This window comes from Streptomyces asiaticus, from assembly GCF_018138715.1.
GTDB classification, from domain to species: Bacteria; Actinomycetota; Actinomycetes; order Streptomycetales; family Streptomycetaceae; genus Streptomyces; species Streptomyces asiaticus.
The window spans coordinates 4,009,762-4,035,399 of the sequence record NZ_JAGSHX010000006.1 but is presented as its reverse complement, the minus strand read 5'-3'; the positions used below and the strand labels follow the sequence as shown (position 1 = coordinate 4,035,399).

Genomic DNA, 25,638 nt, shown 5'->3' with positions numbered 1-25,638 from the left:
CCCAAGGTGAGGGGGAGAATCCGGTTGTGTGGGGCCCGGGGCGTCGTTTGGGGGCGGATAGAGGTACGTTCGCGGCTAGCAAGCGCGGCACGCTTGGGAACGGCGAGCGCGGTGGGGCGATCCGCACCGCGGGGGACTCGGCGGTGTGGCGCCGCGGCGCAGGACGGACCCCGACCAGGAACTTCCGGAGGCGAGACGTGAGCAGCACGGCGATGGTGCGAGGCGCGACCGAGGACGCGGACCCGTTCGGGACCGCGCGGCTGCGGCGCGGCGTGCTGGACGCCTGGGCCGCGTCGCCCGCCCGGTTCCGGGAGGACGCCAACGCCGAGGAGGACCTGGCGCTGGGCGGCCACCGGGACCGGCTGGTCGTCGAGATGGCCCAGAACGCGGCGGACGCCGCCGCCCGCGCCGGGGTGCCCGGGCGGCTGCGGCTGACCCTGCGGCCGGCCACCGACGGCGAGCCCGCCGTGCTGGCCGTCGCCAACACCGGGGCGCCGCTGGACGCGGCGGGCGTCGAGTCGCTGTCCACCCTGCGGGCGTCGGCCAAGCGGGACGAGCCGGAGAGCGCGGTCGGGCGGTTCGGCGTCGGCTTCGCGGCGGTGCTCGCGGTGAGCGACGAGCCCGCGGTCGTGGGCCGCACCGGCGGGGTGCGCTGGTCGCTGGCCGAGGCGCGGGAGCTGACCCAGCGCGCCGCCACCGCCGCCGCCACCGCCGCCGGCCCCGGCCCCGGCCTCGCCGAGGAGCTGCGCCGCCGCGACGGCCACGTACCGCTGCTGCGGCTGCCGCTGCCCGCCGAGGGGAGCGCCCCGGAGGGCTACGACACCGTCGTGGTGCTGCCGCTGCGCGACGGCGCCGCCTGGGACGTGGCCGAGCGGCTGCTGGCCGGGATCGACGACGCGCTGCTGCTGACCCTCCCCGGCCTGGCCGAGGTCGTGGTCGAGACCGTCGAGGGCACCCGGACGCTGCGCCGCCGCCAGGACGGCCCGTACACCGTCGTCGAGGACAGCGGCGCCCGCGGTACGACGCGCTGGCGCACCGAGAGCATCGGGGGGCGGCTGGAGCCGGAGCTGCTCGCCGACCGCCCGGTGGAGGAGCGGCTGCGCCCGGTGTGGTCGGTGACCTGGGCGGTTCCGGTGGACGCGGAGGGCGCGCCGACGCGCCCCGCGACCGCCCCGGTGGTCCACGCCCCGACGCCGACCGATGAGCCGCTGGGCATGCCCGCGCTGCTGATCGCGTCCTTCCCGCTGGAACCCACCCGCCGCCACACCGCCCCCGGGCCGCTCACGGACTTCCTGCTGGACCGCGCGGCCGAGGCGTACGCGACGCTGCTGCGCGACTGGCATCCGGTCTCGGTCGGCTCGATCGACCTGGTCCCGGGCCAGCTGGGCCGGGGCGAGCTGGACGGGGAGTTGCGCCAGCGGGTGCTGGAGCGGCTGCCGAGGGTGCCCTTCCTGCCCAGTGCCGCCGCACCGGCGGTGGGCGTGGGCGGCACGCAGGACGCGGCCGTGGCCGAGGCCGTGGCGGGCTGGCTCGGCTCGCCGGAGGCGCTCGGCCCGGACGCCGCCCAGGGCGGCCCCGCGGCGGACGAGCCGGCTGCCGCCCCGTCCGCGCCCGCCCCGGCCGACTGGGACGACGACGTGCTGGCGCGCGGCGGCGCCGAGGGCGAGCCGTACGCGCTGCGGCCCCGGGACGCCGAGATCGTCGAGGGCGCGGGCGCGGAGACGGTGGAGGTGCTGGCCGAGCTGTTCCCGACGCTGCTGCCCGCCGGTCTCGAGCGCCGCTCGGAGCTGCGGGTGCTGGGCGTGGCCCGGGTACCGCTGGGCGAGCTCATCGACCGGCTCGCGGGCGTGGAGCGCGCCCCGGCCTGGTGGCGGCGGCTGTACGACTCGCTGGGCGGTATCGACCCGGACCGGCTCAGCGGGCTGCCGGTGCCGCTGGCGGACGGCCGGACGACGATCGGGCCCCGGCAGGTGCTGCTGCCGCTGCCGGGCGAGGCCGACGGCGACCTGGACGGCTCGCACGGCCTGGACAGCCCGCACGGCCTGGACAGCATCGGAACCGCCGAGTCCGCCGGAATCGCTGAGCCCGCAGTCACCACCGAGCCCGCCGGAATCTCCGCGTCCGCCGGAATCTCCGCGTCCGCCGGAACCGTCGAATCCGCGCGGCCCCCCGAGCGCGGCGCCACGGTCAGCGATACGCATCGCACCCTCGCCCGCCTCGGCCTGAAAGTTGCACATCCGGACGCCGCCCATCCGCTGCTGGAGAAGCTCGGCGCGACCCCCGCCACGCCCCGCGCCGTGCTGACGACCCCGCAGGTACGGGCCGCCGTGGCGCATTCGCTGGAGGCGGAGGACGAGTACGACCCGTTCGCGGAGGAGGGCGAGGGCGGCCTGGGCGCGGCGCTGGACGCCGACACGCTGGCCGACACGGTCCTCGGCCTGGTCCAGCAGGCCCGGCTGGCGCCCGGCGACGAGCCGTGGCTGGCCGCGCTCGCGCTCCCGGACGAGGACGGTGAGCTGGCCCCGGCCGGTGAGCTGGTCCTCCCCGGCAGCGCCTTCGAGCAGGTGATGCGGGAGGGCGAACTGGCCGCGTGCGACGCCGAGCTGGCCGAGCGCTGGGGTGAGCAGCCGCTCGCCGCGGTCGGTGTGCTGGCGGGGTTCACGCTGGTCAGGGCCACCGATGTGGTGCTGGACCCGGATGAACTGGAGCCCCGCGAGGGCGATTTCACCGAACCGGACGACGTCGGCGTGCTGGACGCCGTCGACGTGTGGTGCGAGGACGTGCTGGACCGGCTGCCGGAGACGCCGGTGCCGCCGGTGGCCACCGAGATCGTGGCCGTACGCGACCTGGACCTGGTCGACGACGACGCCTGGCCGCGGGCCCTGGCCATGCTCGCCCAGCCGCCGCTGCGCGACGCGCTGACCGCGCCGGTGCGGGTGCTGCTGCCGGACGGCACGACGGAGATCGTGCGCTCGTACACCGCGTGGTGGCTGCGCGGCCATCCGGTGCTGGACGGCCGCCGCCCCGCCGGGCTGCGCGCGGCCGGGGGCGATCCGCTGCTGGCGGGGCTGTACGAGGCGGTGGACGCGGCCGGGTTCGAGGACGAGCAGGTGCTGCGGGCGCTGGGCGTACGGACCTCCGTCGCCTCGCTGCTGGACGAGCCGGGCGGCGCCGCCGAACTGCTGGCCCGCCTCGCCGACCCGGACCGCGAGGTGGCCCCCGCCCAGCTGCACGCCATCTACGGGCAGTTGGCCGACCTGGACCCGGAGCAGGTGACCCTGCCGGACGAGCTGCGCGCCATCGTGGACGGCGAGCCGACGGTGGTCGAGGCGGGCGAGGCGCTGGTCGCGGACGCCCCGGACCTGATGCCGCTGGCCGAGGCGGACGGCCGGGCGCTGCTGCCCGTACGGCCCACGCGGGCGGCGGAGCTGGCCGAGCTGTTCCAGGTGCGGCGGCTGAGCGAGGCGTACCCGGCGCGGGTGACCTCACAGGGCGATCCGCACGAGGTGCCCGAGGCGGTCCGCGAACTCCTCCCGGGCGCCCCGCTGTCGTACATCGAGCACGAGGAACTGCTGATCGAGGGCGAGGGCGAGGGCTCGGGCGCGGGTGCGGGCGAGATCGAGCTGGACTGGCGGTATGTGGACGGCACCCTGCACGCCTCGACGGTCGAGGGCGTCGCGGCCGGTCTGTCCTGGGCCGCCGGCCACTGGGCGCGCCGGTTCGAGGTGGCGGCCCTGCTGGAGGATCTGACCCGTACGGAGGAGCTGGCACGGGCCCGCTGGTTCGACTGACGGGCGCGCGCGTACGGGGCGTGCGCGCGGGCCTTGCCCCGGGGCAAGGCCCGTTCCCCGGTCAGGGCTTGCGGGCCACGCCCGCGAAGATCCACAGCTCCTCCGCCTCCGCCTCGGCCCTGGCCTGCTCGCTCTCGGGCTTCCAGCGGTGCGGCATCACCACGCCCGGATCGACCAGCTCCAGCCCGTCGAAGAACGGAAGGATCTCTTCCTGGGTGCGTCCCTGCACATGGATGCCGCTGCTGCGGTAGAGGTTGGTGACCGCGTCCGAGACCCCGGGGCGGGGGTCGAGACCGCCGTGCGAGAGCACGAGATAGCTGCCCGAGGCCAAGGGCTCGACCAGTCGGCGCACGATCTCGTACGGCTTCTGCTCGTCCGCGATGAAGTGCATGATCGCATTGAGCGACAGCGCGACCGGCTGGGACAGATCGAGGGTGTCGTTCAGATCCTCGGCGGCCAGGATCGCCTCCGGATCGCTGACGTCCGCGTGGATGTAGGCGGTGCGGCCCTCGGGCGTGGAGAGCAACAGGGCCTGCGCGTAGGCCAGCACTATCGGGTCGTTGTCCGCGTAGACGACCCGGGAGTCCGGGGCGGCCTTCTGGGCGACCTGGTGGAGGTTGGGCTCGGTGGGGATGCCGGTGCCGATGTCCAGGAACTGACGTATGCCCGCCTCGCCCGCGAGCCAGCGGGTCGCGCGGTGCATGAATGACCGGTTGGCACGGGTCCACGGCTTGACGTCGGGCCAGACGGCCTCGACCTGTTCGGCGGCGTGGGTGTCGACTGCGTAGTGGGTCTTGCCGCCCAGGAAGTAGTCGTACATGCGGGCCGAGTGCGGCTTGCTGGTGTCGATCTCATCGGCACGAAAGCGGTTACCGGTCATATCCCTCACATTACTGGTGAGTTGGTGACCACAAGACGGTAGTTCCCGAACAAAGTGCCCGTCGTGAGGCTTCCGCAACATTGTGAACAGCCCGTGAAGATCGTACAGTTGGCTCATCCGGCTCCGCCCGCGCGTCCCCGCGGCGGGGCCCTCATCTTTCTGTGCGCACCACAGACGGGTGAGCGGGTGCGTCGCGAGGAGGGGAGCGCGCCCGCGCACCAGGCCAGGGCGCCGGGCCGCTGCCGGGAACGGCGGACGGCCCGGCGCCGCGCCGCCGCGGGAGTGGGCTGGCCGTTCTGTGCGTCAGCGGTGCCGCGTATCAGCCGTTCCGTGCGTCGGCCGTCCGAGCGTCAGCCGTTCCGTGCGTCGGCCGTCCGAGCGTCGGCCGTTCCGAGCGTCAGCCGTACCGAGCGTCGGCCGTTCCGCGCGTCAGCCGTACCGCGGGTCAGCCGTTCTGCGCGTCGGCCGTCCGCGCGTCCCCGTTCCGCGAGCCGCGCCGGATCGCCGCCTCCCGGGCCCGTACGTACCAGATGCCGAGCAGCCCGAGCCCGCCGCCGGCCAGGCAGGTCCACAGCCACCACAGATGTCCGTGCTCGTGGAACCAGCCGTAGAAGGGCAGCTGGGTGAGGAAGAGGACGAACCACACGATCGTGCCGCCGGTGATCGTGGCCACGACATTGCCCTCGAGGGGCTCCGGCGCCTCGTGCTTGGGGGTCCACTTCGTCATGGCCACAGCTTAAGGGGGCCGGTCATGGGCCCGGCCGGGGTCGTGCTGGACCTCACAGCGGCCGTACCGGGGACCGGTTTGGCGATCGGACCTTAATAGTTTCATACTGAATACTTCTGGGTCTGAGTGGAATGTCTTGTTCGATCGTCCAAACCGGTTCGATCATCCAAAGGACCCGCTGTTGATGGTCACGCACACTGAGGTCCTCCATGTCCCCCTCGGCCACCGCGCCGGTCGACGCCGGTAAGCAGGCTCCGACTCCCCCCGCCAACGGCATCGACACGTTCTTCAAGATCAGCGAGCGTGGTTCCTCGGTCTCCCGGGAGATCCGGGGCGGACTGGCCACGTTCTTTGCGATGGCCTACATCGTCGTACTGAACCCGATCATCCTCGGGGCCGGTACGGACAAGTTCGGGCATCAGCTCAACAACGGCCAGCTGGTCACCGCCACTGCCCTGATCGCGGGCCTGACCACGCTGCTCATGGGGATCGTCGGCAACGTTCCCATCGCGCTGGCCGCGGGCCTCGGCATCAACGCCGTGGTCTCGCTCCAGCTCGCGCCCAAGATGAGCTGGCCGGACGCGATGGGCATGGTGGTGCTCGCGGGTCTGGTGCTGATGATCCTCGTCGCCTCCGGGCTGCGGCAGCGGGTGATGGACGCGATTCCGTCCGGGCTGCGGCGGGCGATCGCGATCGGCATCGGGCTCTTCATCGCCCTGATCGGCCTGGTCGACTCCGGCTTCGTCAGCCGTAACCCCGACTCCGCGCACACCACCGTCCCCCTGGGCCTGGGCGTGGCCGGGCGGCTCCAGGGCTGGCCGGTGCTGGTCTTCGTGGCCGGTCTCGCGCTCACCTTCATCCTGATCGTCCGCAAGACGCGCGGCGCGATCCTGATCGGCATCGTGACCATGACCGTGGTCGCGATCGTGATCAACTCCCTGGCCACGATCCCGGACGCCCAGTGGGGGCTGACCATCCCCTCGGTGCCGGAGAAGGTGGTCGACAAGCCGGACTTCGGCCTCGTCGGCGACGTCAGCCTCTTCGGCGGCTTCCATGAGGTCGGCCTGCTCACCGGCTGTCTCTTCGTCTTCACCGTGCTGCTGTCCGGCTTCTTCGACGCGATGGGCACGATCATCGGCGTCGGCGAGGAGGCCGGGCTGACCGATGAGCGCGGTCAGCTGCCCGGCATGGGCCGGATCCTGATGATGGACGGCGTCGCGGTGGCGGGCGGCGGCTTCGGCTCTGCCTCGGCCAACACCTGCTTCGTCGAATCCACGGCGGGCGTCGGGGAGGGGGCGCGCACCGGACTCGCGAACGTGGTGACCGGCGGGCTCTTCCTGCTCGCGCTGGTCTTCACCCCGCTGGCCAAGGTGGTGCCCTCGCAGGCCGCGACCCCCGCGCTGGTGGTCGTCGGCTTCCTGATCATGGCGGCGAACGTCAAGGAGATCGACTGGAGCGATTCCACGATCGCGATCCCGGCCTTCCTGACCATGATCTCGATGCCGTTCACGTACAGCATCACCAACGGGATCGGGCTGGGCGTCCTCTCGTTCCTGCTGCTGCGCATCGCCACCCGGCGGGCCCGGGAGATCCCGTGGCTGCTGGGCGTGGTGGGGCTGTGCTTCCTGGTGTACTTCCTGCTCAACCCGATCGAACAGGCACTCGGCGTCTCCTGAGCCGAGCTCGGCCCAGCCTGGGCCGAGTCGTCGTCCCGCCCTGGTGTACGCCGTCCCGCCTGGCGCATGAGCGTTCCGCCCCGAGCGCCCTGGACCCCCCGTGGTCCTGGGCGCTCATGCGTGCCGCCGTACGTTACTACCCGGAGTCAATTCACTCGTTCGGGTGAAATAGAAATAGGGAAGTCACCAGGGTTTCATTAGGCGAGGTAATGAGTTATGCTAAAGACCATGCCGGATCTGTCCCGCCCCCAGCACCAGGCGGAGGCGCCCCCCGATGACGCGGCCGCCGTGAGTGCACTGCGGTCCGGAGTGATGCGTCTCTCGCGGCGGCTCAAGCACCAGCGGGTGGACGAATCGCTCAGCCCGACCGAGATGGCGGTCCTGGGCACGCTGGCCCAGTGCGGCTCCGCCACCCCCGGCGAGCTGGCCCGTAAGGAGCATGTCCAGCCGCCGTCGATGACCCGCATCGTGGCGCTGCTGGAGGCCAAGGGACTGGTCAGGCTCGAGCCGCATCCGGAGGACCGGCGGCAGAAAGTCGTCTCGCCGACCGAGCGGGCAGAGGCCATGCTCGAAGAGAGCCGACGCAAGCGCAACGCCTGGCTGGCCGAGCTGGTCGGGGAGCTGACCGAGGACGAGTGGGAGGTGCTGCGCGCCGCCGCGCCCGTGCTGGAGAAGCTCGCGCACATGTAGGAACGACCCGAGGCAGCCAGGAGGCGAACGCACTTGAGTACGGGACCCGGAGCAGACTCCGCACCCGCACCGAAGAACCCCGCACACCCCGGAGGTCCCGGAGGCCCTGGAAACCCGGGCAACTCCGGAATCCCCGTATCCGACCCCGCGCCCGGCATCACCGCGGGACGCACCCGGGGTGGGACCTTCCGTTCGCTGAGGATCCGCAACTACCGCCTGTTCGCGACCGGTGCCATGATCTCCAACACCGGCACCTGGATGTCGCGGATCGCCCAGGACTGGCTGGTCCTGAGTCTCACCGGCTCCTCCACCGCGGTCGGCATCACCACCGCGCTCCAGTTCCTGCCCATGCTGCTCTTCGGCCTCTACGGCGGGGTCATCGCGGACCGATGTCCCCGGCGCCGGCTGCTGCTCTTCACCCAGACCGCGCTGGGGCTGTGCGGGCTCGCCCTCGCCACCCTCACCCTCAGCGGCCATGTGCAGGTCTGGCACGTCTATCTCATCGCGTTCCTGCTCGGCATGGTCACCGTCGTCGACAACCCGACCCGCCAGGTCTTCGTCAACGAGATGGTCGGCCCCAAGGACCTGCGGAACGCGGTCAGCCTCAACTCCGCGAACTTCCAGTCCGCCCGGCTGATCGGCCCGGCGGTCGCCGGTGTGCTGATCACCGCCGTGGGCAGCGGCTGGGCCTTCCTGATCAACGGAGTCTCCTTCGGCGCCCCGATCATCGGGCTGCTGCTGATGCGCACCGGCGAGCTGCACAAGGTCGAGCGGGCGCCGCGCGGCAAGGGGCAGCTTCGGGAGGGGCTGCGCTATGTGGCGGGGAACCCCGAGCTGATCTGGCCGATCGTGCTCGTCGGCTTCATCGGCACCTTCGGCTTCAACTTCCCGATCTGGCTGAGCGCCTTCGCCGACGATGTCTTCCACGCCGGTCCTGGTACGTACGGCCTGCTCAACACCCTGATCGCGATCGGCTCGGTGACGGGCGCGCTGCTCGCCGCCCGGCGGGTGGTGGCCCGGCGGCGGCTGCTGGTCGGGGCGGCGCTGATGTTCGGCGTGCTGGAGATGGTCGCGGCGGCCACCCCGTACTTCTGGCTCTTCGCGGCGCTCATGGTGCCGATCGGGATCTTCAGCCTGACGTTCAACGTGACCGCGAACTCCAGCGTCCAGCTCGCGACGGACCCCGCGATGCGCGGCCGGGTGATGAGCCTGTTCATGATGGTCTTCGTCGGCGGTACGCCGATCGGCGGCCCGCTGGTGGGCTGGCTGACCGACACTTGCGGCGCCCGCATAGGCTTCGCCGCGGGCGGCCTGATCTCGGCGGCCGCCGCGGCCGCGGTGGGGCTGATCCTGGTACGGGTCGGCGGCCTGCGGCTGAAGCTGGATCTGCGCCGGGGCCACCCGCATGTGATCTTCGTGCCCCGGACCCCGGAGGCGGAGGAGAAGTCGCTGGCCGCCACGGCCTGAACCGCCCCTTCGGTCTTGCCGGGGCGCCGCCTCTTCGGCCTTGCCGGGACCCCGCCCCGGGCCCCGCTCCGCAAACTCCCCCAGCTACCGCTGGGAGGCGCCCCCTGGAGGGGCTGAGTTGTGCGGGAGACTGGGCGGATGAGACTCTTCGCCGCCGTGTTGCCGCCGGAGGCGGCCGTCGCCGAGCTGGCCGCGCGGGTCAAGGCGCTCCGGGCGCTGCCGGGGGCGGACGGGCTGCGCTGGACCGAGCGGGAGGGCTGGCACTTCACGCTGGCCTTCTTCGGCGAGGTGGCCGAGGACGTGCTGCCGGAGCTGCACACCCGGCTGGCCCGCGCCGCCCATCGGCACCACCCCCATGAGCTGCGGCTCGCGGGTGGCGGGCGGTTCGATGACCGGGTGGTGTGGGTGGGCGTCGACGGCGACAGCGAAGCCCTGCGGCGGCTGGCCGACTCCGCCGAGGCGGGGGGCCGGCGGGCCGGGGTCCCGATGGACCGGCACCGCCCGTACCACCCGCATCTGACCATCGCCCGCGCCCGCTCCTCGCGGCACGGCTCCCCGCGCCACACCTCCGCCACCAGCCTCGCGCCGTACGTGGACGGGCTCACGGACTTCGCGGGCCAGGAGTGGACCGTGTCCGAGCTCAGCCTGGTGCGCAGCCATCCACCGGCCCCGGGCGTCCCGGGGCAGCAGCCGCGCTACGAGGTGGTGGCGGCCTGGCTGCTGGGGCACTGAGCGGTCCGGCTAATCTCAAGGTGTGGACCCCAAGACCAGAAACATGATCATGAGCGGCGCGCTGGTGCTGATTCTCGTCGTCGTCGCCGCGGCGGCCGCTCTCGGAGGCTGAGAAGGCTGAGAAGGAGGGGTGTGGGCCGCCGCGCGGCCCACACCCCCACAGCTCTCGCCCTCGGCTACCAGGCGAACGCCTCCGGCGACGGCCCCGGACCCGGGAAGATCTCGTCCAGCTCCGTCAGCACCTCCTCGCCCAGCTTCAGCTCCGACGCCCGCACCGCCGACGCCAGCTGCTCGGCCGTGCGCGGACCCACGATCGGACCGGTGACCCCGGGCCGGGTGAGCAGCCAGGCCAGGGCCGCCTCGCCGGGCTCGATGCCGTGCTTGGCCAGCAGGTCCTCGTACCGCTGGATCTGGTCGCGTACCGTCGCGTTCTTCAGCGCGTCGGCGCTGCGCCCGGACGTGCTGCGCGAACCGCCGCCCTCGCGCTCCTTGCGGAGCGCGCCGCCGAGCAGCCCGCCGTGCAGCGGCGACCAGGGGATGATGCCCACGCCGTAGCCCTGCGCGGCCGGGATGACCTCCATCTCGGCGCGGCGCTCGGCCAGGTTGTACAGGCACTGCTCGCTGACCAGCCCGTATGAACCACGGCGGGCCGCGGCCTCATTGGCCTGGGCGATGTGCCAGCCCGCGTGGTTGGAGGAGCCCGCATAGATGATCTTGCCCTGCTGTACGAGGACGTCGATGGCCTGCCAGATCTCGTCCCACGGGGTGGAGCGGTCCACGTGGTGGAACTGGTAGAGGTCGATGTAGTCCGTGCCGAGCCGCTTGAGGCTGGCGTCCACGGCCCGGCGGATGTTCACGGCCGAGAGCTTGTCGCTGTTGGGCCAGGGCTCACCCTCGGCGGCCATGTTTCCGTACACCTTGGTCGCGAGGACCGTCTTCTCGCGCCGCCCGCCGCCCTTGGCGAACCAGCTCCCGATGATTTCCTCGGTGCGGCCCTTGTTCTCGCCCCAGCCGTACACATTGGCGGTGTCGAAGAAGTTGATGCCCGCGTCGAGCGCGGCATCCATGATCGAGTGGCTGTCGGTCTCCTCCGTCTGCGGACCGAAGTTCATGGTGCCGAGGACGATACGGCTGACCTTGAGACCTGTGCGTCCGAGCTGCGTGTACTCCATGGAGATCAGCCAAGCCGTTGGAGTGCGCTCTAATCAAGGGGGGCGGGCCGGGGGGTGCGCGGTCATCGGCGGCGGCAGGGCCCCGGCCGAGAATTCCCCGTGGAGCCCGAGAATTCCCCGTGGGGGCCGAGAATTCCCCGTGGAAACCCGAAAGCCCGCTTTTTGGCCCCCCGTGCGGTCAAAAAGCGGGCGTCTTGGGGTTTTGCGGCTCCGGTCTGAATTCAATCGAGCAGGGTCGCCGGATATGGCCGCTACTTGGGGCCGCCGAATGCGGCCGGTCTTTTGGGATTACCGGGCGGCGCGGGACTTCATAAAGCCGAGAACGCCGAGGGCCAGGGCCATCAGTGCGCCGACCAGGACCATGTAGAGCCCCGGCCCCGCGGTCATGTCGTACAGCTTCGCGGCCTGCTCCGCCGCCTTCTCCGCGACCTGCTGCGACACCCCCTCCTCGTCCTTCAGCTTCTGGACGACGAGCCGCTCGGGGTCCGCCATGTTGATGACCGCGACAATGGCCATGGCCAGCCCCAGAACGCCGCCGACCAGGTAGAGCGCCGCCTTCTTGGTGGCCATGGCGGCGATGAACAGGATCGCCGCGACCAGGGCGACGATCAGCGTGATGATGCCGTCGCCGTCGATGCCCTTGATGCCCCCGGTGGCGCCCTCGGCGTCGGAGATCACCCAGTTGACCATGGAGCCGACCAGCGCGATGACCGAGCCGACGATCGCGAAGATCGCGATCTTCTTGGACGGCGCGGCCGGTGCCGCACCATGGTTCGGGGCACCGGCGGAATGGGCGGGCGGTGCGGTTTGCGCATAAGAGGACTGGCTGTATTCGCTCATGAGCTCAGACCGTAAGCGGGGCCTTTCTGCATTGCAATGCCGCCGCCCGCTATGCCGTCAATGACCGATAAATTTCTCGCCCAAATAATCCCCGGATGAGATCAAATAATCTCGGGGTTATTTCGGGGTGGCCGCCCGCACAAATAATTGACAGACGTTATCTGCCCGTGATCGCGGAAGTCATGCGTGATCACGGAAGTCGGGCTTTGATCACGGGAGTCGGGCTCACGGCAGGCGGGCTTTGATCACGAGAGGCGGGCGCGGGCGGAGGCCATGCGTGGCCGGAAGGGCCCCTCGGCGTGGTCCCGGCGCCGGACGCCCCCGGCGGGATGGCAGGCTTGGGCCCATGCGTCCGCTTCCGTTCGTACTCGGTGCCGCCGCGCTGCTGACCGTGTCCGCAGCCGCCCCGGCCGCCGCCGGCGACTCGTCGTCGCCGTCCCCCTTCACGATCCAGGATTCACGGATCACCGAGTCCAGCGGCCTCGCCGCGAGCCGTCTCCACCCCGGTGTCTACTGGACGCACAACGACAGTTCGGACGGCCCGTACGTCTACGCCGTGGACGGCAGGACCGGGAAGACGGTCGCGCGCGTCACCCTGCGCGGGATAGGGGATCCCCGCGATGTGGAAGCGATCTCGATAGGGCCGGACGGCAATGTCTACGTCGGCGATATCGGCGACAACCTGGGCGGTCAGTGGTCCCATGTGTGGATCTACCGCTTCCCGGAGCCGAAGCAGCTGAAGGACACCACCGTCACCGCGACCCAGTTCACCGTCAAGTACCAGGGCGGGCCGCGCAACGCCGAGGCGCTGATGGTCCATCCCAAGACGGGCCGCGTCTACATCGCCAGCAAGAGCGACGAGGACGCCGGGCTGTACGCCGGACCGACCACGCTGAGCCCCTCCGGGGTGAATGTCTTCCAGCGGGTCTCCGACCTCGACCTGGAGGTCACGGACGGGGCGTTCTCCCCGGACGGCACCCGGCTGGTGCTCCGCGGCTACTTCTCGGCCGCCGAGTACCGCTGGCGGAACGGAAAGCCGACGCGGCTGAAGGAGGAGCCGGGGCTGCCGCTCCAGCGGCAGGGCGAGTCGGTCACCTTCACCCCGGACGGCGGCACGCTCATGTACGGCACCGAGGGCGCGGGCTCCAAGGTGACGCCGGTGGACCTCGGCGGGGAGCTGCTGCCGGACGCCACCGCGAAGGAGCAGAAGAAGAACGGGGAGTACTCCGACCGCGTCGACGGCAAGCTCACCGACGAGGACAAGAACGGCAACCTGGTCAAGGCCGGGCTCACGTTCGTCGGCGCGCTGGTGGTCTTCCTCGGCCTGCGCAGGCTCTTCCGCCGGAGCTGAGCGTCGACGTATGCGAAGGGGCCCGCGGCTGGTCGGCCGCGGGCCCCTTGCGCTCGGAGTGAGCCGTCAGAGGTGCTCGATGACGTAGTCCACGCACGCCGTGAGGGCCTCGACGTCCGCCGGGTCCACGGCCGGGAACATCGCCACCCGCAGCTGGTTGCGGCCCAGCTTGCGGTACGGCTCGGTGTCCACGATGCCGTTGGCCCGCAGCGCCTTGGCGACCGCGGCGGCGTCGATCTCCTCGTTGAAGTCGATCGTGCCCACGACCTGCGACCGCTTGGCCGGGTCGGCCACGAACGGGGTGGCGAACTTGGACTCCTCGGCCCAGCCGTACAGCGTGCGCGAGGAGGTCGCGGTGCGGCGGACCGCCCAGTCCAGACCGCCCTGGTCGTTGATCCACTTCAGCTGGTCGTCGAGCAGGAAGAGCGTCGCCAGCGCCGGGGTGTTGTACGTCTGGTTCTTCAGCGAGTTGTCGATCGCGGTCGGCAGCGAGAAGAACTCGGGGACGTGCCGACCGGAGGCGTGGATCCGGGCGGCACGCTCCAGCGCGGCGGGCGAGAAGACGCCGATCCACAGGCCGCCGTCGGCCGCGAAGGACTTCTGCGGCGCGAAGTAGTAGACGTCCGTCTCGGCGATGTCGATCGGCAGACCGCCCGCTCCGGAGGTGGCGTCCACCAGTACCAGCGCGCCCTCGTCGGCACCGGCCACCCGCTGGATGGGCATGGCGACACCGGTGGAGGTCTCGTTGTGGGTGAAGGCGTAGACGTCGGTGCCGCTCTCGGCGCGCGGCTCCGGGTGGGTGCCGGGGTCGGAGGTGATCACCGTGGGCTCCTCGAGCCACGGCGCCAGCTTCGCCGCCTTGGCGAACTTCGAGGAGAACTCGCCGAAGGACAGGTGCTGCGACTTGGAGTCGATCAGCCCGTGGGTCGCGATGTCCCAGAAGGCGGTGGAGCCGCCGTTGCCCAGGATGACCTCGTACCCCTCCGGGAGTTGGAAGAGCTCGCGCACCCCTTCGCGTACGGCGCCGACCAGGTTCTTGACCGGGGCCTGGCGGTGGGAGGTGCCCAGCAGGGAGCTTCCGGTCGCGGCCAGGGCGCTCAGCGCCTCGGTGCGCACCTTGGAGGGGCCCGAGCCGAAGCGTCCGTCGGCGGGCTTGATGTCATCGGGAATCCGGATCTCAGCCACGAGCCGAAGCCTAATCCGTCCGCCGCCCCGCTCCGACCGTGCGTCCAGCGGCTGAGACGATATATCCACATCCTGTTGACGCGCGAGGATGTGCCGGTATAGGGGGCCGAACGCGGAACATGGCGGCCGTAAGGCGGCCATGCGGGTCATGCGGCCCATGCATGGCGGCCATGAAGCGGCCATGAATCGGAATTGGACATTCTCAAGGGCCGCCTCGCCGTGGACCATGGGGGGCATGGCTGATCACCAGGCAGACGAGCTGGAGCAGGCGCTGCGACGAGCCGTTCGCGGGGACGTCTCCTTCGATACGGCGAGCCGGGCCCTGATGACCATGGACGCGTCGAACTACCGGCGGGTCCCCGCCGGGGTGGTCGCGCCCCGCGACGCCGACGATGTGGCGGCGGTGCTGGCCGTGTGCCGGGAGCGCGGGGTGCCGGTGGTCGCGCGCGGCGGCGGGACCTCGATCGCGGGCCAGGCCACCGGGCTCGGCGTCGTCCTGGACTTCACCCGCCATATGCGCGGCATCCGCTCGCTCGACCCCGAGCGGCGCACCGCCGTCGTCCAGCCGGGCGTGATCTGCGACGACCTCCGTACGGCGGCCGGCGCCCATGGGCTGACGTTCGGCCCCGACCCGTCCACCCACAGCCGCTGCACCCTCGGCGGCATGATCGGCAACAACTCCTGCGGCTCCCACTCCGTGGCCTGGGGCACCACCGCCGACAACGTCCACGAGCTGGACGTCCTCACCTACGGCGGGGAGCGGGTGCGCGCCGCCCAGGGCCTCCACGACCTGCCCGCCCGGCTCCGCGACGGCATACGGTCCCTGGCCGGTCAGCATCTGGCCCTGCTGCGCACCGGCTTCCCCGAGCTGCCCCGTCGGATCTCCGGCTACGCCCTGGACGAGCTGCTGCCCGAGAAGAACGCCGACCTCGCCCGCGCCCTCACCGGCAGCGAGGGCACCCTCGGCGTGGTGACCGAGGCGACCGTAAGGCTGGTGGAGGCGCCCGGCGCCCGCGCCCTGGCCGTGCTCGGCTACCCCGACGAGAGCGCGGCGGCCGAGGCCGCGCACACCCTGCTGCCGTACGGGCCGCTGACCGTCGAGGGCATGGCCGCCGACCTGGTCGCCGGGGCGACCGGGCTGCCCAAGGGCGGCGCCTGGCTGTTCGTGGAGGTCGGCGGCGCCACCCGCGAGGAGGCGCTCTCCCGCGCCCAGGAGGTGGCCCGCGCCGCCGCCGAGGCCACCACCGACCACACCGTGGTCGCCGACCCGGCCGGGCAGCGCGCCCTGTGGCGGGTGCGCGAGGACGCCTCCGGGACCGCCACCCGGACGCCCGACGGCAGCGAGGCCTGGCCCGGCTGGGAGGACTGCGCGGTGCCGCCGCCCCGGCTCGGCGCGTATCTGCGCGACTTCCGCGGCCTGATGGCCCAGCACGGGCTGCGCGGCACGCCGTACGGGCACTTCGGGGACGGCTGCATCCACGTCCGTATCGACTTCGACCTGCTGACCGAGCCCGGCATCCGGGTCTTCCGCGCCTTCTCCGCCGACCTCGCCGATCTCGTCGTCGCCCACGGCGGCTCGCTCTCCGGCGAACACGGCGACGGCCTGGCCCGCGCCGAGCTGCTGCCGCGCATGTACGGGCCGGAGATGGTCGGCCTCTTCTCCCGCTTCAAGGACCTGTGGGACCCGGAGGGCGGCCTCAACCCCGGCGTTCTGGCCCGCCCGCAGCGCCTGGACCAGAACCTGCGCTTCGATCCGCTGCCGAGGCGCCCGGTGGACGTCGAGTTCGGCTATCCGCACGACAAGGGCGACTTCTCGGCGGCGGTCCGGCGCTGTGTGGGCGTCGCCAAGTGCCGTAACGAGTCGGTGTCCGGCTCCGGGGTGATGTGCCCGTCGTACCGCGTGACCGGGGAGGAGAAGCACTCCACCCGCGGCCGCGCCCGGCTGCTGCACGAGATGCTCGCGGGCGAGGTCGTCCAGGACGGCTGGCGCTCGGAGGAGGTACGGGACGCGCTCGACCTGTGCCTGTCCTGCAAGGGCTGCCGCAGCGACTGCCCGGTGGAGGTCGACATGGCCACCTACAAGGCGGAGTTCCTGCACCACCACTACGAGGGCCGAATGCGCCCCGCCGCCCACTACTCGATGGGCTGGCTCCCGGTGTGGCTGCGCGCGGCGTCCCTCCTGCGGGCGGCCCCGGCGGCCAACGCGCTGGCCGGGGTGAGCCCACTCGCCACCCTGGCCAAACGCCTGGGCGGCATCGCCCCCGAACGCGACATCCCGGAACTCGCCCACGAGCCCTTCACCAGGTGGTGGCGCGACCGCGTCCGCGAGGCGGCGCGCGGGACGGGGACCGGACCGGGCCCGGGATCGGCGCGGCCCGACCACGGACGGACCGTCGTCCTCTGGCCGGACACCTTCACCAACCACCTCTCCCCGTCCGTCGGCCGCTCGGCGGTGGCCGTGCTGGAGGCGGCCGGGCTGCGGGTGGTCGTCCCGCCGAAGCCCGTGTGCTGCGGGCTGACCTGGGTCTCCACCGGCCAGCTCGACCGGGCCCGCACGGTCATGCGGCGCACCCTGGACGTCATGGCCCCGGCCCTGGACGCCGGGCTCCCGGTGGTCGGCCTCGAACCCAGCTGCACCGCCGCCCTCCGCACCGACCTCCCCGAACTCCTCACCACCGACCCGCGCGCCGCGCGCCTCGCCGAGTCGGTCTCGACGTTCGCCCAGGCGCTGGAGCGCCACGCCCCCGACTGGCAGCCCCCGAGGATCGACCGCCCCGTCGTCGGTCAGACCCACTGCCACCAGCACGCCGTCCTGGGCGACGCCGCCGAACGCCGCCTCCGCGAACGCGCGGGCCTTACGGGCACCTTGAGCGGCGGCTGCTGCGGCCTGGCGGGCAACTTCGGCTTCGAGGACGGCCACTACGAGGTCTCGGCGGCCTGCGCCGAGGAGCAACTGCTGCCATCCGTAAGGGCCGCGGAACCCGGCACCGAAGTCCTGGCGGACGGCTACTCCTGCCGCACCCAACTCACCCAGCTCGCAGGGCAGAAGGGCCGCCACCTGGCAGAGGTCCTGGCGGAACGGCTGCCGTAAGGCGAGCCGGTCGCGTTTGCCGGGGGCCGGTCGGCCGAGCCACACACCCCATCGGGCCGGCCGGCCCCACTGTCGGCGTGCCCTGACGGGCCGTCTCAACCGGCTGAATCATGCAAGCGTGCTTGATTGTTTCTCGTCGCGCTGCCACCCTCGCTCGTCGAGAGCACTCGACGCACTCGACGCACTCGACGAGGGCGAGAGAAGGCCGACACACGACAGACCCGACGACGGGAGCGACGCGTGTCCGAGACGGAGGCTCTGCTCGGCGATCTGCGGGCGGAGGGGGACGAGTTGGACGGTCTGGTGGCCGGGCTCGGGGGTGCGGAGTGGCGGTTGGCGACGCCCGCGCCCGGGTGGACCATCGCCCACCAGATCGCCCATCTCGCGTGGACCGACGAGCGGGCCGTACAAGCCGCCGAGGACGCCCAGGGGTTCGCGGACGAGGTGCGCCGGGCGTGGGCCGCGCCGGACGCGTTCGTGGACGAGGGCGCCGAGCGCGGCGCGGCCGTGCCGACCGAGGTGCTGCTGCGGCGGTGGCGGGAGGGGCGGGAGCGGTTGCTCCGGACGCTGGCCGCGCAGCCGCCGCGTGCCCGGCTGCCGTGGTACGGGCCGCCGATGAGCGTGATGTCGATGGCGACCGCCCGGCTGATGGAGACCTGGGCGCACGGCCAGGACGTCGCCGACACCCTGGGCGTGCGCCGGGCCCCCACCGCCCGGCTGCGCCATGTGGCCCGGATCGGGGTCCGGGCGCGGGGCTACGCGTACGCGGCGCGGGGGATGGAGCCGCCGGCCGAGGAGTTCCGGGTCGAACTCACCGCTCCGGACGGTGAGCTGTGGACGTACGGGCCGGAGGCCGCCGGCCAGCGGGTCACCGGGCCCGCGCTGGACTTCTGTCTGCTGGTGACCCAGCGGGCCCACCGCGACGATCTGGCCGTACGCGCCGAAGGGCCGGACGCGGACCGCTGGCTGGACATCGCCCAGGCGTTCGCGGGCCCGCCCGGCAAGGGGCGCGCTCCGGGGCAGCGGACGGAGCACAACGGCGGTGATGCCCCAGGTGACGCCATAAGCCCCGCCCCGCAGGGCGACGTGCCCGGACACCGCCCCGGAGGCGCCCCGTGACCCCTCCGCCCCGCCCCCTCCGCATCGGCAACGCCTCCGGCTTCTACGGCGACCGCTTCGACGCGCTGCGCGAGATGCTCACCGGTGGGCCCCTGGACGTGCTGACCGGTGACTACCTCGCCGAGTTGACCATGCTCATCCTGGGCCGGGACCGCGCCAAGGACCCGGCGCGGGGCTATGCCACGACCTTTCTGCGCCAGCTCGAGGACACCCTGGGGCTCGCCATGGAGCGCGGCGTACGGCTCGTCACCAACGCGGGCGGGCTCAACCCGGCCGGGCTGGCGGACGCGATCCGCGAGCTCGCCGAGCGGCTCGGGATCGCGTGCCGGGTGGCCCATGTGGAGGGCGACGACCTTCTGGGCGCCCGCGACTGGGGGCCGGGCGTGGTCACCGCCAACGCGTATCTCGGCGGGGCCGGGATCACGGCCTGTCTGCGCGGTGGCGCTGATGTGGTGGTCACCGGGCGGGTGACGGACGCCGCGCTGGTGACGGGCCCGGCCGCCGCGCACTTCGGATGGGCCGCCGACGACTGGGACGCGCTCGCCGGAGCCGTGGTCGCCGGGCACATCCTGGAGTGCGGTACCCAGGCGACCGGCGGCAACTACTCCTTCTTCGCCGAGCACGACGTCCGCCGCCCCGGCTTTCCCTTCGCCGAGATCCACCCCGACGGCTCCAGCGTGATCACCAAGCATCCGCACACCGGCGGCGCCGTCACGGTCGGCACCGTCACCGCCCAGCTCCTCTACGAGACGGCGGGCGCCCGCTATCCGGGCCCGGATGTCACCGCCCGGCTGGACTCGGTGCGGCTGGCCCAGGACGGCCCGGACCGGGTGCGCGTCCACGGCGTACGGGGCGAGGCGCCGCCCCGCACCCTCAAGACCGGGCTGACCCGGCTCGGCGGCCACCGCAACGAGGTGGTGTTCGTGCTCACCGGCCTGGACATCGAGGCCAAGGCGGCGCTCGTACGGGACCAGATGGAGGGGGCGATGAGCAAACGCCGCCCCGCCGAGGTCCGCTGGACCCTCTCCCGTACCGACCACCCCGACGCGGCCGTCCAGGAGGAGGCGAGCGCGCTGCTGCGGCTGGTGGTGCGCGACCGGGACCCGGCGGCGGTGGGCAGGGTGATCAGCGGCGCCGCCGTCGAACTGGCCCTCGCCAGCTACCCCGGCTTCCATGTCACCGCCCCGCCCGGAAAGGGCTCCCCTTACGGCGTCTTCGAGGCCGTGGAGACCCCGGCCGACACCGTGCCGCACACCGCCGTACTGCCGGATGGCTCCCGGCTGTCCGTTCCCCCGGCGCCCACCTCGGCCGGGGTCCGGGTGCCGGAACCCCCGCTGCCGCTGCCGCCCCCGCTGCCGCCGGGCCCGACCCGCCGTGCCCCGCTCGGCGCCGTCGCCGGGGCCCGCAGCGGCGACAAGGGCGGCAGCGCCAACATCGGCGTCTGGGCGCGCGGCGAGGGCGCCTGGCGCTGGCTGGCCCACACCCTCACCGTCGACCGGCTGCGGGAGCTGCTCCCGGAGACGGCCGAACTGAACGTCACCCGCCATCCGCTGCCCCGGCTGCGGGCCCTGAACTTCGTCGTGGACGGGCTGCTCGGCGAGGGCGTCGCCGCGCAGGCCCGCTTCGACCCCCAGGCCAAGGCCGTCGGCGAGTGGCTGCGCTCCCGCCACCTCGACATACCGGAGGTACTGCTGTGACCCCCCGTTCCGGCCCCCCGGCCACGGCCGTTGGCGATGGGTCGCCCTCTCGCCGTCTGGACATACCGGAGGTGTCGCTGTGACCGTGCTCGCGTCCGCGCTCGATCCCGCAGGCGCCGACTACACGGCCCACCGCGAGGCGATGCTCGCCAAGCTCGGTGAGCTGGAGGCCGAACACGCCAAGGCACTGGCGGGCGGCGGCGAGAAGTACGTCGAGCGGCACCGCAAGCGCGGGAAGCTGCTCGTCCGGGAGCGGATCGAACTGCTCCTGGACCCCGATACGCCCTTTCTGGAGCTGTCCCCGCTGGCCGCGTGGGGCAGCGACTACCCGGTCGGGGCGTCCGTCGTCACCGGTATCGGGGTGATCTCCGGTGTCGAGTGCCTGATCAGTGCCAACGACCCCACCGTGCGGGGTGGTGCGAGCAATCCGTGGACGCTGAAGAAGTCGCTGCGCGCGCATGAGATCGCCCGGGCGAACCGCCTCCCGGTCGTCAGCCTCGTCGAGTCCGGCGGTGCCGATCTCCCCTCCCAGAAGGAGATCTTCATCCCCGGCGGGGCGATGTTCCGGGATCTCACCCGGCTGTCCGCGGAGGGAATTCCCACGATCGCCGTGGTCTTCGGCAACTCCACCGCCGGAGGCGCGTACATCCCCGGGATGTCCGACCACGTGATCATGGTCAAGGAGCGCTCCAAGGTCTTCCTGGGCGGTCCGCCGCTGGTGAAGATGGCCACCGGCGAGGAGAGCGACGACGAGTCGCTGGGCGGCGCCGAGATGCACGCCCGCACCTCCGGGCTGGCCGACTACTTCGCCACCGACGAGCCGGACGCGCTGCGCCAGGCCCGCCGGGTCGTGGCCCGCCTCAACTGGCGCAAGGCGCACTCCGATCCGGGGCCGGCCGAACCGCCGAAGTACGACGCCGAGGAGCTGCTCGGCATCGTTCCGAGCGACCTGAAGGTCCCCTTCGATCCGCGCGAGGTGATCGCCCGGATCGTCGACGGCTCCGACTTCGACGAGTTCAAGCCGCTGTACGGGCGCAGCCTGGCCACCGGCTGGGCCGCGCTGCACGGCTATCCGGTCGGGGTCCTGGCCAACGCCCAGGGGGTGCTGTTCAGCGAGGAGTCGCAGAAGGCCGCGCAGTTCATCCAGCTCGCCAACCAGCGCGACATCCCGCTGCTCTTCCTGCACAACACCACGGGCTACATGGTCGGCCGCGACTACGAGCAGGGCGGGATCATCAAGCACGGCGCCATGATGATCAACGCCGTCTCCAACTCCCGCGTACCGCATCTGTCGGTGCTCATCGGCGCCTCGTACGGCGCCGGTCACTACGGGATGTGCGGCCGGGCGTACGACCCCCGCTTCCTCTTCGCCTGGCCCAGCGCCAAGTCCGCCGTGATGGGGCCGCAGCAGCTCGCCGGGGTGATGTCGATCGTCGCCCGGCAGTCCGCCGCCGCCAAGGGGCAGCCGTACGACGAGGAGGCCGACGCCGCGCTGCGCGCCATGGTGGAGCAGCAGATCGAGTCCGAGTCGCTGCCGCTCTTCCTCTCCGGGCGGCTCTACGACGACGGCGTCATCGACCCGCGCGACACCCGCACCGTGCTCGGCCTGTGTCTGTCCGCCCTGCACACCGCGCCGGTCGAGGGCGCGCGCGGTGGCTTCGGCGTCTTCCGGATGTGAGTGAGGAACCCGTGAGCCGTGCCTGTTTGTCCGCCCGTTCGTTTGCCTCGTTTGCCTCGCTTGCCTCGCTCGCCGCGTTGGTGCCGGGCGCGCGTCGTGGTTTCGCTTTGGCGTCTTCCGGATGTGAGTGAGGAACCCGTGATCCGTTCCCTCCTGGTCGCCAACCGCGCCGAGATAGCGCGGCGTATCGTCCGCACCTGCCGTGATCTCGGCATCGCCACCGTCGCGGTGCACTCCGACGCGGACGCCGGCGCGCCCCACGCGCGCGAGGCCGACGCCGCCGTAAGGCTGCCGGGCGACGCCCCGGCCGACACCTATCTGCGGGGCGATCTCCTGGTGAAGGCGGCCCTGGTCGCCGGGGCCGACGCCGTCCACCCCGGCTATGGCTTCCTCTCCGAGCACGCCGACTTCGCGCGCGCCGTAAGGGCGGCGGGGCTGGTGTGGGTGGGGCCGCCGCCCGAGGCGATGGAGGCCATGGCCTCCAAGACCCGGGCCAAGGAGATCATGCGCAAGGCGGGCGTGCCGCTGCTCGATCCGCTCGACCCGGCCGAGGTCACCGCCGACGATCTGCCCGTGCTGGTCAAGGCGGCGGCGGGCGGCGGCGGCCGGGGCATGCGGGTGGTGCGCGAGCTCGACGCGCTCCCCGCCGAACTCGACTCCGCCCGCGCCGAGGCGGCCTCCGCCTTCGGCGACGGCGAGATCTTCGTGGAGCCCTATATGGAGGGCGCCCGCCATGTCGAGGTCCAGGTGCTCGCCGACACCCACGGCACGGTATGGACCCTCGGCACCCGCGACTGCTCCCTCCAACGCCGCCACCAGAAGGTCATCGAGGAGGCCCCCGCCCCCGGGCTGGGCGAGGAACTACGGCGCACCCTGGCCGAATCGGCGGCGAACGCGGCGCGCGCGATCGGCTACGAGGGCGCGGGCACGGTGGAGTTCCTGGTCTCGCCCTCGGGGCGGGCGTACTTCCTGGAGATGAACACCCGCCTCCAGGTCGAGCACCCGGTCACCGAGGAGATCCACGGCCTCGACCTGGTGGCGCTCCAGCTGCGGATCGCGGAGGGGGAGCGGCTCGACGCCGAGCCTCCCGCGCCCCGGGGGCACGCGATCGAGGCGCGGCTGTACGCCGAGGACCCGGCGCGCGACTGGCGGCCGCAGACGGGGATCCTGCACCGGCTGGAGATCCCCGGGCTGCGGGTGGACTCCGGGCCGGACGGCGGGGACATGATCGGCGTCCACTACGACCCGATGCTGGCCAAGGTCATCGCCGTGGCCCCCACCCGGGCCGAGGCGGTGCGGCGGCTGGCCCACGGGCTGGAGCGGGCCCGGATCCACGGCCCGGTGACCAACCGCGAGCTGCTCGTACGGGTGCTGCGCCACCCGGAGTTCGCGGCGGGCCGTATGGACACCGGGTTCCTCGAACGCCGTCTGCCCGAGCTGACCGCCGCCTCGGACGACGACGAGTCGGGCCCGCTCGCCGCCCTCGCCGCCGCCCTCGCCGACGCGGCGCGGCGGCCGGCGACCGTGGCCGGGCGGTTGGGCGGCTGGCGCAATGTGCCGTCCCAGCCGCAGCTGAGGAGCTACCGCGCGGAACCGGGCGGCACCGAGCACGAGGTGCGCTACCGCCTCACCCGCGACGGACTGCTCGCGGAGGGCTTCTCCGACGTCCGGCTGCTGGGCGTCGAGCCGGGGCGGGACGCCGAGCCGGGGCGGGAGGCCGAGCCGGCGCGGGTCGTCCTGGTCGTGGCCGGGGTCCGGCGGACGTTCGAGGTGACGGCCTATGGGGACCGCCGCTGTGTCGACACGCCCCAGGGCGGCCATGTGTTCACCGCGCTGCCCCGCTTCCCCGACCCCACCGCCCGCACCGAGCCCGGCTCGCTGCTGGCGCCCATGCCGGGCACGGTGGTGCGGGTCGCCGAGGTGGCCGTCGGGGACCGGGTCGAGGCCGGACAGCCCCTGCTGTGGCTGGAGGCCATGAAGATGGAGCACCGCGTGACCGCGCCCGCCGCCGGGGTGCTCACCGCCCTGCACGCCGCCCCCGGCCGCCAGGTCGAGGTCGGAGCCCTGCTCGCCGTCGTGGCGGCGGGGGAGTGACCCGGCCCCGCACACGGTGTGGCCCGTACGGCCCGTACGGGCCACACCGTCCGTACGGGCCGCACCGTCCGTACGGGCCGCACCGTCCGTACGGGCCACACCGTCCGTACGGGCCGCACAGCTCGCACACCACTCCGTACGGGCCGCGTGGGACCGCGACGCACCGCAGCACAGCCGGACCGCGCAACGCACCGCAAGGGGCCCGCACAGCACAGCGCACGTGGCCCGCACAACGCACGCACGTGGGAGGAGCCGTCCATGACCAGCTCGCACACGCCGGTGGACACCCCGGAGCGCGTGGCGCTCCGCGCCGCGGTGTCGTCCTTCGCCAAGGGACACGCCCCGGGCGGCCCCCAGGAGGGCGACGGGGCCGCCGAACTGTGGGCCGAGGCAGGAAAGCTGGGCTACCTAGGCGTCAACCTCCCCGAGGAGTACGGCGGCGGGGGCGGTGGCATCACCGAGCTGTCCATCGTCCTGGAGGAGCTGGGTGCGGCGGGCTGCCCGCTGCTCATGCTCGTCGTCTCGCCCGCCATCTGCGGCACCGTCATCGCCCGGTTCGGCACCGCCGAGCAGAAGGAGCGCTGGCTGCCGGGCCTGGCCGACGGCAGCGTCATCATGGCCTTTGGCATCACCGAGCCCGACGCCGGATCCAACTCGCACCGCATCACCACCACCGCCCGCCGGGACGAGGGCGGCGGCTGGATACTCAACGGCCGTAAGGTCTTCATCACCGGTGTGGACAACGCCGACGCGGTTCTCATCGTCGGCCGCACCGAGGACGCCAGGACCGGGAAGCTCAAGCCCTGTCTGTTCATCGTCCCGCGCGAGACCCACGGCTTCTCCCACCACCACATCCCCATGGAGCTGGCCGCCGCGGAGAAGCAGTTCGAGCTGGTGCTGGACGACGTGACGCTGCCCGCCGACGCGCTGGTGGGCGACGAGGACGCCGGGCTGCTCCAGCTGTTCGCGGGGCTCAACCCGGAGCGCATCATGACGGCGGCGTTCGCGCTGGGGATGGGCCGCTACGCGCTCGACAAGGCCGTGGACTACGCCCGCACCCGCCAGGTGTGGAAGGAGCCCATAGGCGCACACCAGGCGATCGCCCACCCCCTCGCCCAGGCCCATATCGAGCTGGAGCTGGCCCGGCTGATGATGGCGAAGGCGGCGTACCTGTACGACGAGGGCGATGACGCGGGCGCGGGCGAGGCCGCCAACATGGCCAAGTACGCGGCCGGGGAGGCCGCGGTGAAGGCGGTGGACCAGGCCGTGCACACCCTCGGCGGCAACGGCCTGACCGCCGAGTACGGGCTGGTCCGGCTGATCACGGCCGCCCGGGTGGCCCGGATCGCCCCCGTCAGCCGCGAGATGATCCTCAACTACGTCTCCCACCAGACCCTGGGTCTGCCCAAGTCGTACTGAGCGGGCTTCAAGCCGTACGCGGGTAGGGC

The 25,638-nt window shown here is 72.5% G+C and carries 17 protein-coding genes; 12 read left to right on the top strand and 5 right to left on the bottom strand.

The features are described 5' to 3' along the window. Positions 1–212: 212 nt before the first annotated feature. The gene (locus tag KHP12_RS24380; RefSeq protein ID WP_246649146.1) at positions 213–3,791 is read left to right on the top strand and encodes a sacsin N-terminal ATP-binding-like domain-containing protein; all 3,579 of its coding nucleotides are present in this window, start codon (positions 213–215) and stop codon (positions 3,789–3,791) included. Positions 3,792–3,852: 61 nt separating this feature from the next. On the opposite strand, the gene KHP12_RS24375 is transcribed toward KHP12_RS24380, so the two are convergent. After that, entirely contained in the window at positions 3,853–4,671 is an 819-nt protein-coding gene (locus tag KHP12_RS24375; RefSeq protein ID WP_086882509.1) for an SAM-dependent methyltransferase, read from the bottom strand. A 445-nt stretch (positions 4,672–5,116) separates the two neighbouring features. After that, positions 5,117–5,398 (bottom strand): DUF2530 domain-containing protein, encoded by a 282-nt coding sequence (locus tag KHP12_RS24370; protein ID WP_086882510.1) that lies wholly within the window; start codon positions 5,396–5,398, stop codon positions 5,117–5,119. A 209-nt stretch (positions 5,399–5,607) separates the two neighbouring features. Between KHP12_RS24370 and KHP12_RS24365 the strand changes: the two genes are divergently transcribed. The 4 genes from KHP12_RS24365 (at position 5,608) to thpR (ending at position 9,963) form a co-directional block, all read left to right on the top strand. Beyond that, on the top strand, positions 5,608–7,074 hold the full coding sequence (locus tag KHP12_RS24365; protein WP_086882511.1) for an NCS2 family permease: 1,467 nt from the start codon (positions 5,608–5,610) through the stop codon (positions 7,072–7,074). Positions 7,075–7,302: 228 nt separating this feature from the next. Continuing rightward, on the top strand, positions 7,303–7,764 hold the full coding sequence (locus tag KHP12_RS24360; protein ID WP_037960379.1) for a MarR family winged helix-turn-helix transcriptional regulator: 462 nt from the start codon (positions 7,303–7,305) through the stop codon (positions 7,762–7,764). Between the two features lie 33 nt (positions 7,765–7,797). After that, positions 7,798–9,231, top strand: coding sequence for an MFS transporter (locus tag KHP12_RS24355; protein ID WP_211833730.1), 1,434 nt, complete (start codon positions 7,798–7,800; stop codon positions 9,229–9,231). 138 nt (positions 9,232–9,369) lie between these two features. Continuing rightward, positions 9,370–9,963 carry an RNA 2',3'-cyclic phosphodiesterase gene (thpR, locus tag KHP12_RS24350; protein ID WP_211833728.1) on the top strand — a complete coding sequence of 198 codons (594 nt, stop codon included), beginning with the start codon at positions 9,370–9,372 and terminating at the stop codon, positions 9,961–9,963. A gap of 176 nt (positions 9,964–10,139) precedes the next feature. On the opposite strand, the gene KHP12_RS24345 is transcribed toward thpR, so the two are convergent. Together KHP12_RS24345 and KHP12_RS24340 are read right to left on the bottom strand one after the other, a co-directional pair. Then, positions 10,140–11,135 (bottom strand): aldo/keto reductase, encoded by a 996-nt coding sequence (locus KHP12_RS24345; protein WP_086882514.1) that lies wholly within the window; start codon positions 11,133–11,135, stop codon positions 10,140–10,142. Between the two features lie 288 nt (positions 11,136–11,423). Next, on the bottom strand, positions 11,424–11,975 hold the full coding sequence (locus KHP12_RS24340; RefSeq protein ID WP_086882515.1) for a hypothetical protein: 552 nt from the start codon (positions 11,973–11,975) through the stop codon (positions 11,424–11,426). Between the two features lie 346 nt (positions 11,976–12,321). Here KHP12_RS24340 and KHP12_RS24335 point away from each other — a divergent pair, with 346 nt between their 5' ends. Continuing rightward, complete coding sequence (locus tag KHP12_RS24335; protein WP_086882516.1) at positions 12,322–13,326, top strand: hypothetical protein; 1,005 nt, start codon at positions 12,322–12,324, stop codon at positions 13,324–13,326. Between the two features lie 66 nt (positions 13,327–13,392). On the opposite strand, the gene serC is transcribed toward KHP12_RS24335, so the two are convergent. Next, complete coding sequence (serC, locus tag KHP12_RS24330) at positions 13,393–14,511, bottom strand: phosphoserine transaminase (RefSeq protein ID WP_086882517.1); 1,119 nt, start codon at positions 14,509–14,511, stop codon at positions 13,393–13,395. Between the two features lie 235 nt (positions 14,512–14,746). Here serC and KHP12_RS24325 point away from each other — a divergent pair, with 235 nt between their 5' ends. From KHP12_RS24325 to KHP12_RS24300, 6 genes are all read left to right on the top strand, one after another. Continuing rightward, positions 14,747–17,602 (top strand): FAD-binding and (Fe-S)-binding domain-containing protein, encoded by a 2,856-nt coding sequence (locus KHP12_RS24325; protein ID WP_211833725.1) that lies wholly within the window; start codon positions 14,747–14,749, stop codon positions 17,600–17,602. A gap of 240 nt (positions 17,603–17,842) precedes the next feature. Further along, on the top strand, positions 17,843–18,721 hold the full coding sequence (locus KHP12_RS24320; RefSeq protein ID WP_308289504.1) for a TIGR03084 family metal-binding protein: 879 nt from the start codon (positions 17,843–17,845) through the stop codon (positions 18,719–18,721). Then, positions 18,718–20,418 carry an acyclic terpene utilization AtuA family protein gene (locus tag KHP12_RS24315; RefSeq protein ID WP_211833723.1) on the top strand — a complete coding sequence of 567 codons (1,701 nt, stop codon included), beginning with the start codon at positions 18,718–18,720 and terminating at the stop codon, positions 20,416–20,418. Before KHP12_RS24320 ends, KHP12_RS24315 begins: the two co-directional genes overlap by 4 nt. A 79-nt stretch (positions 20,419–20,497) precedes the next feature. After that, positions 20,498–22,096, top strand: a complete 1,599-nt coding sequence (locus KHP12_RS24310; RefSeq protein WP_086882758.1) for an acyl-CoA carboxylase subunit beta — start codon at positions 20,498–20,500, stop codon at positions 22,094–22,096. A gap of 138 nt (positions 22,097–22,234) precedes the next feature. After that, positions 22,235–24,190: an ATP-binding protein gene (locus tag KHP12_RS24305; protein ID WP_086882757.1), complete on the top strand. Its 1,956-nt coding sequence runs from the start codon at positions 22,235–22,237 to the stop codon at positions 24,188–24,190. A 258-nt stretch (positions 24,191–24,448) separates the two neighbouring features. Continuing rightward, on the top strand, positions 24,449–25,609 hold the full coding sequence (locus KHP12_RS24300; RefSeq protein WP_086882756.1) for an acyl-CoA dehydrogenase family protein: 1,161 nt from the start codon (positions 24,449–24,451) through the stop codon (positions 25,607–25,609). The last annotated feature ends 29 nt before the right edge of the window (positions 25,610–25,638 follow it).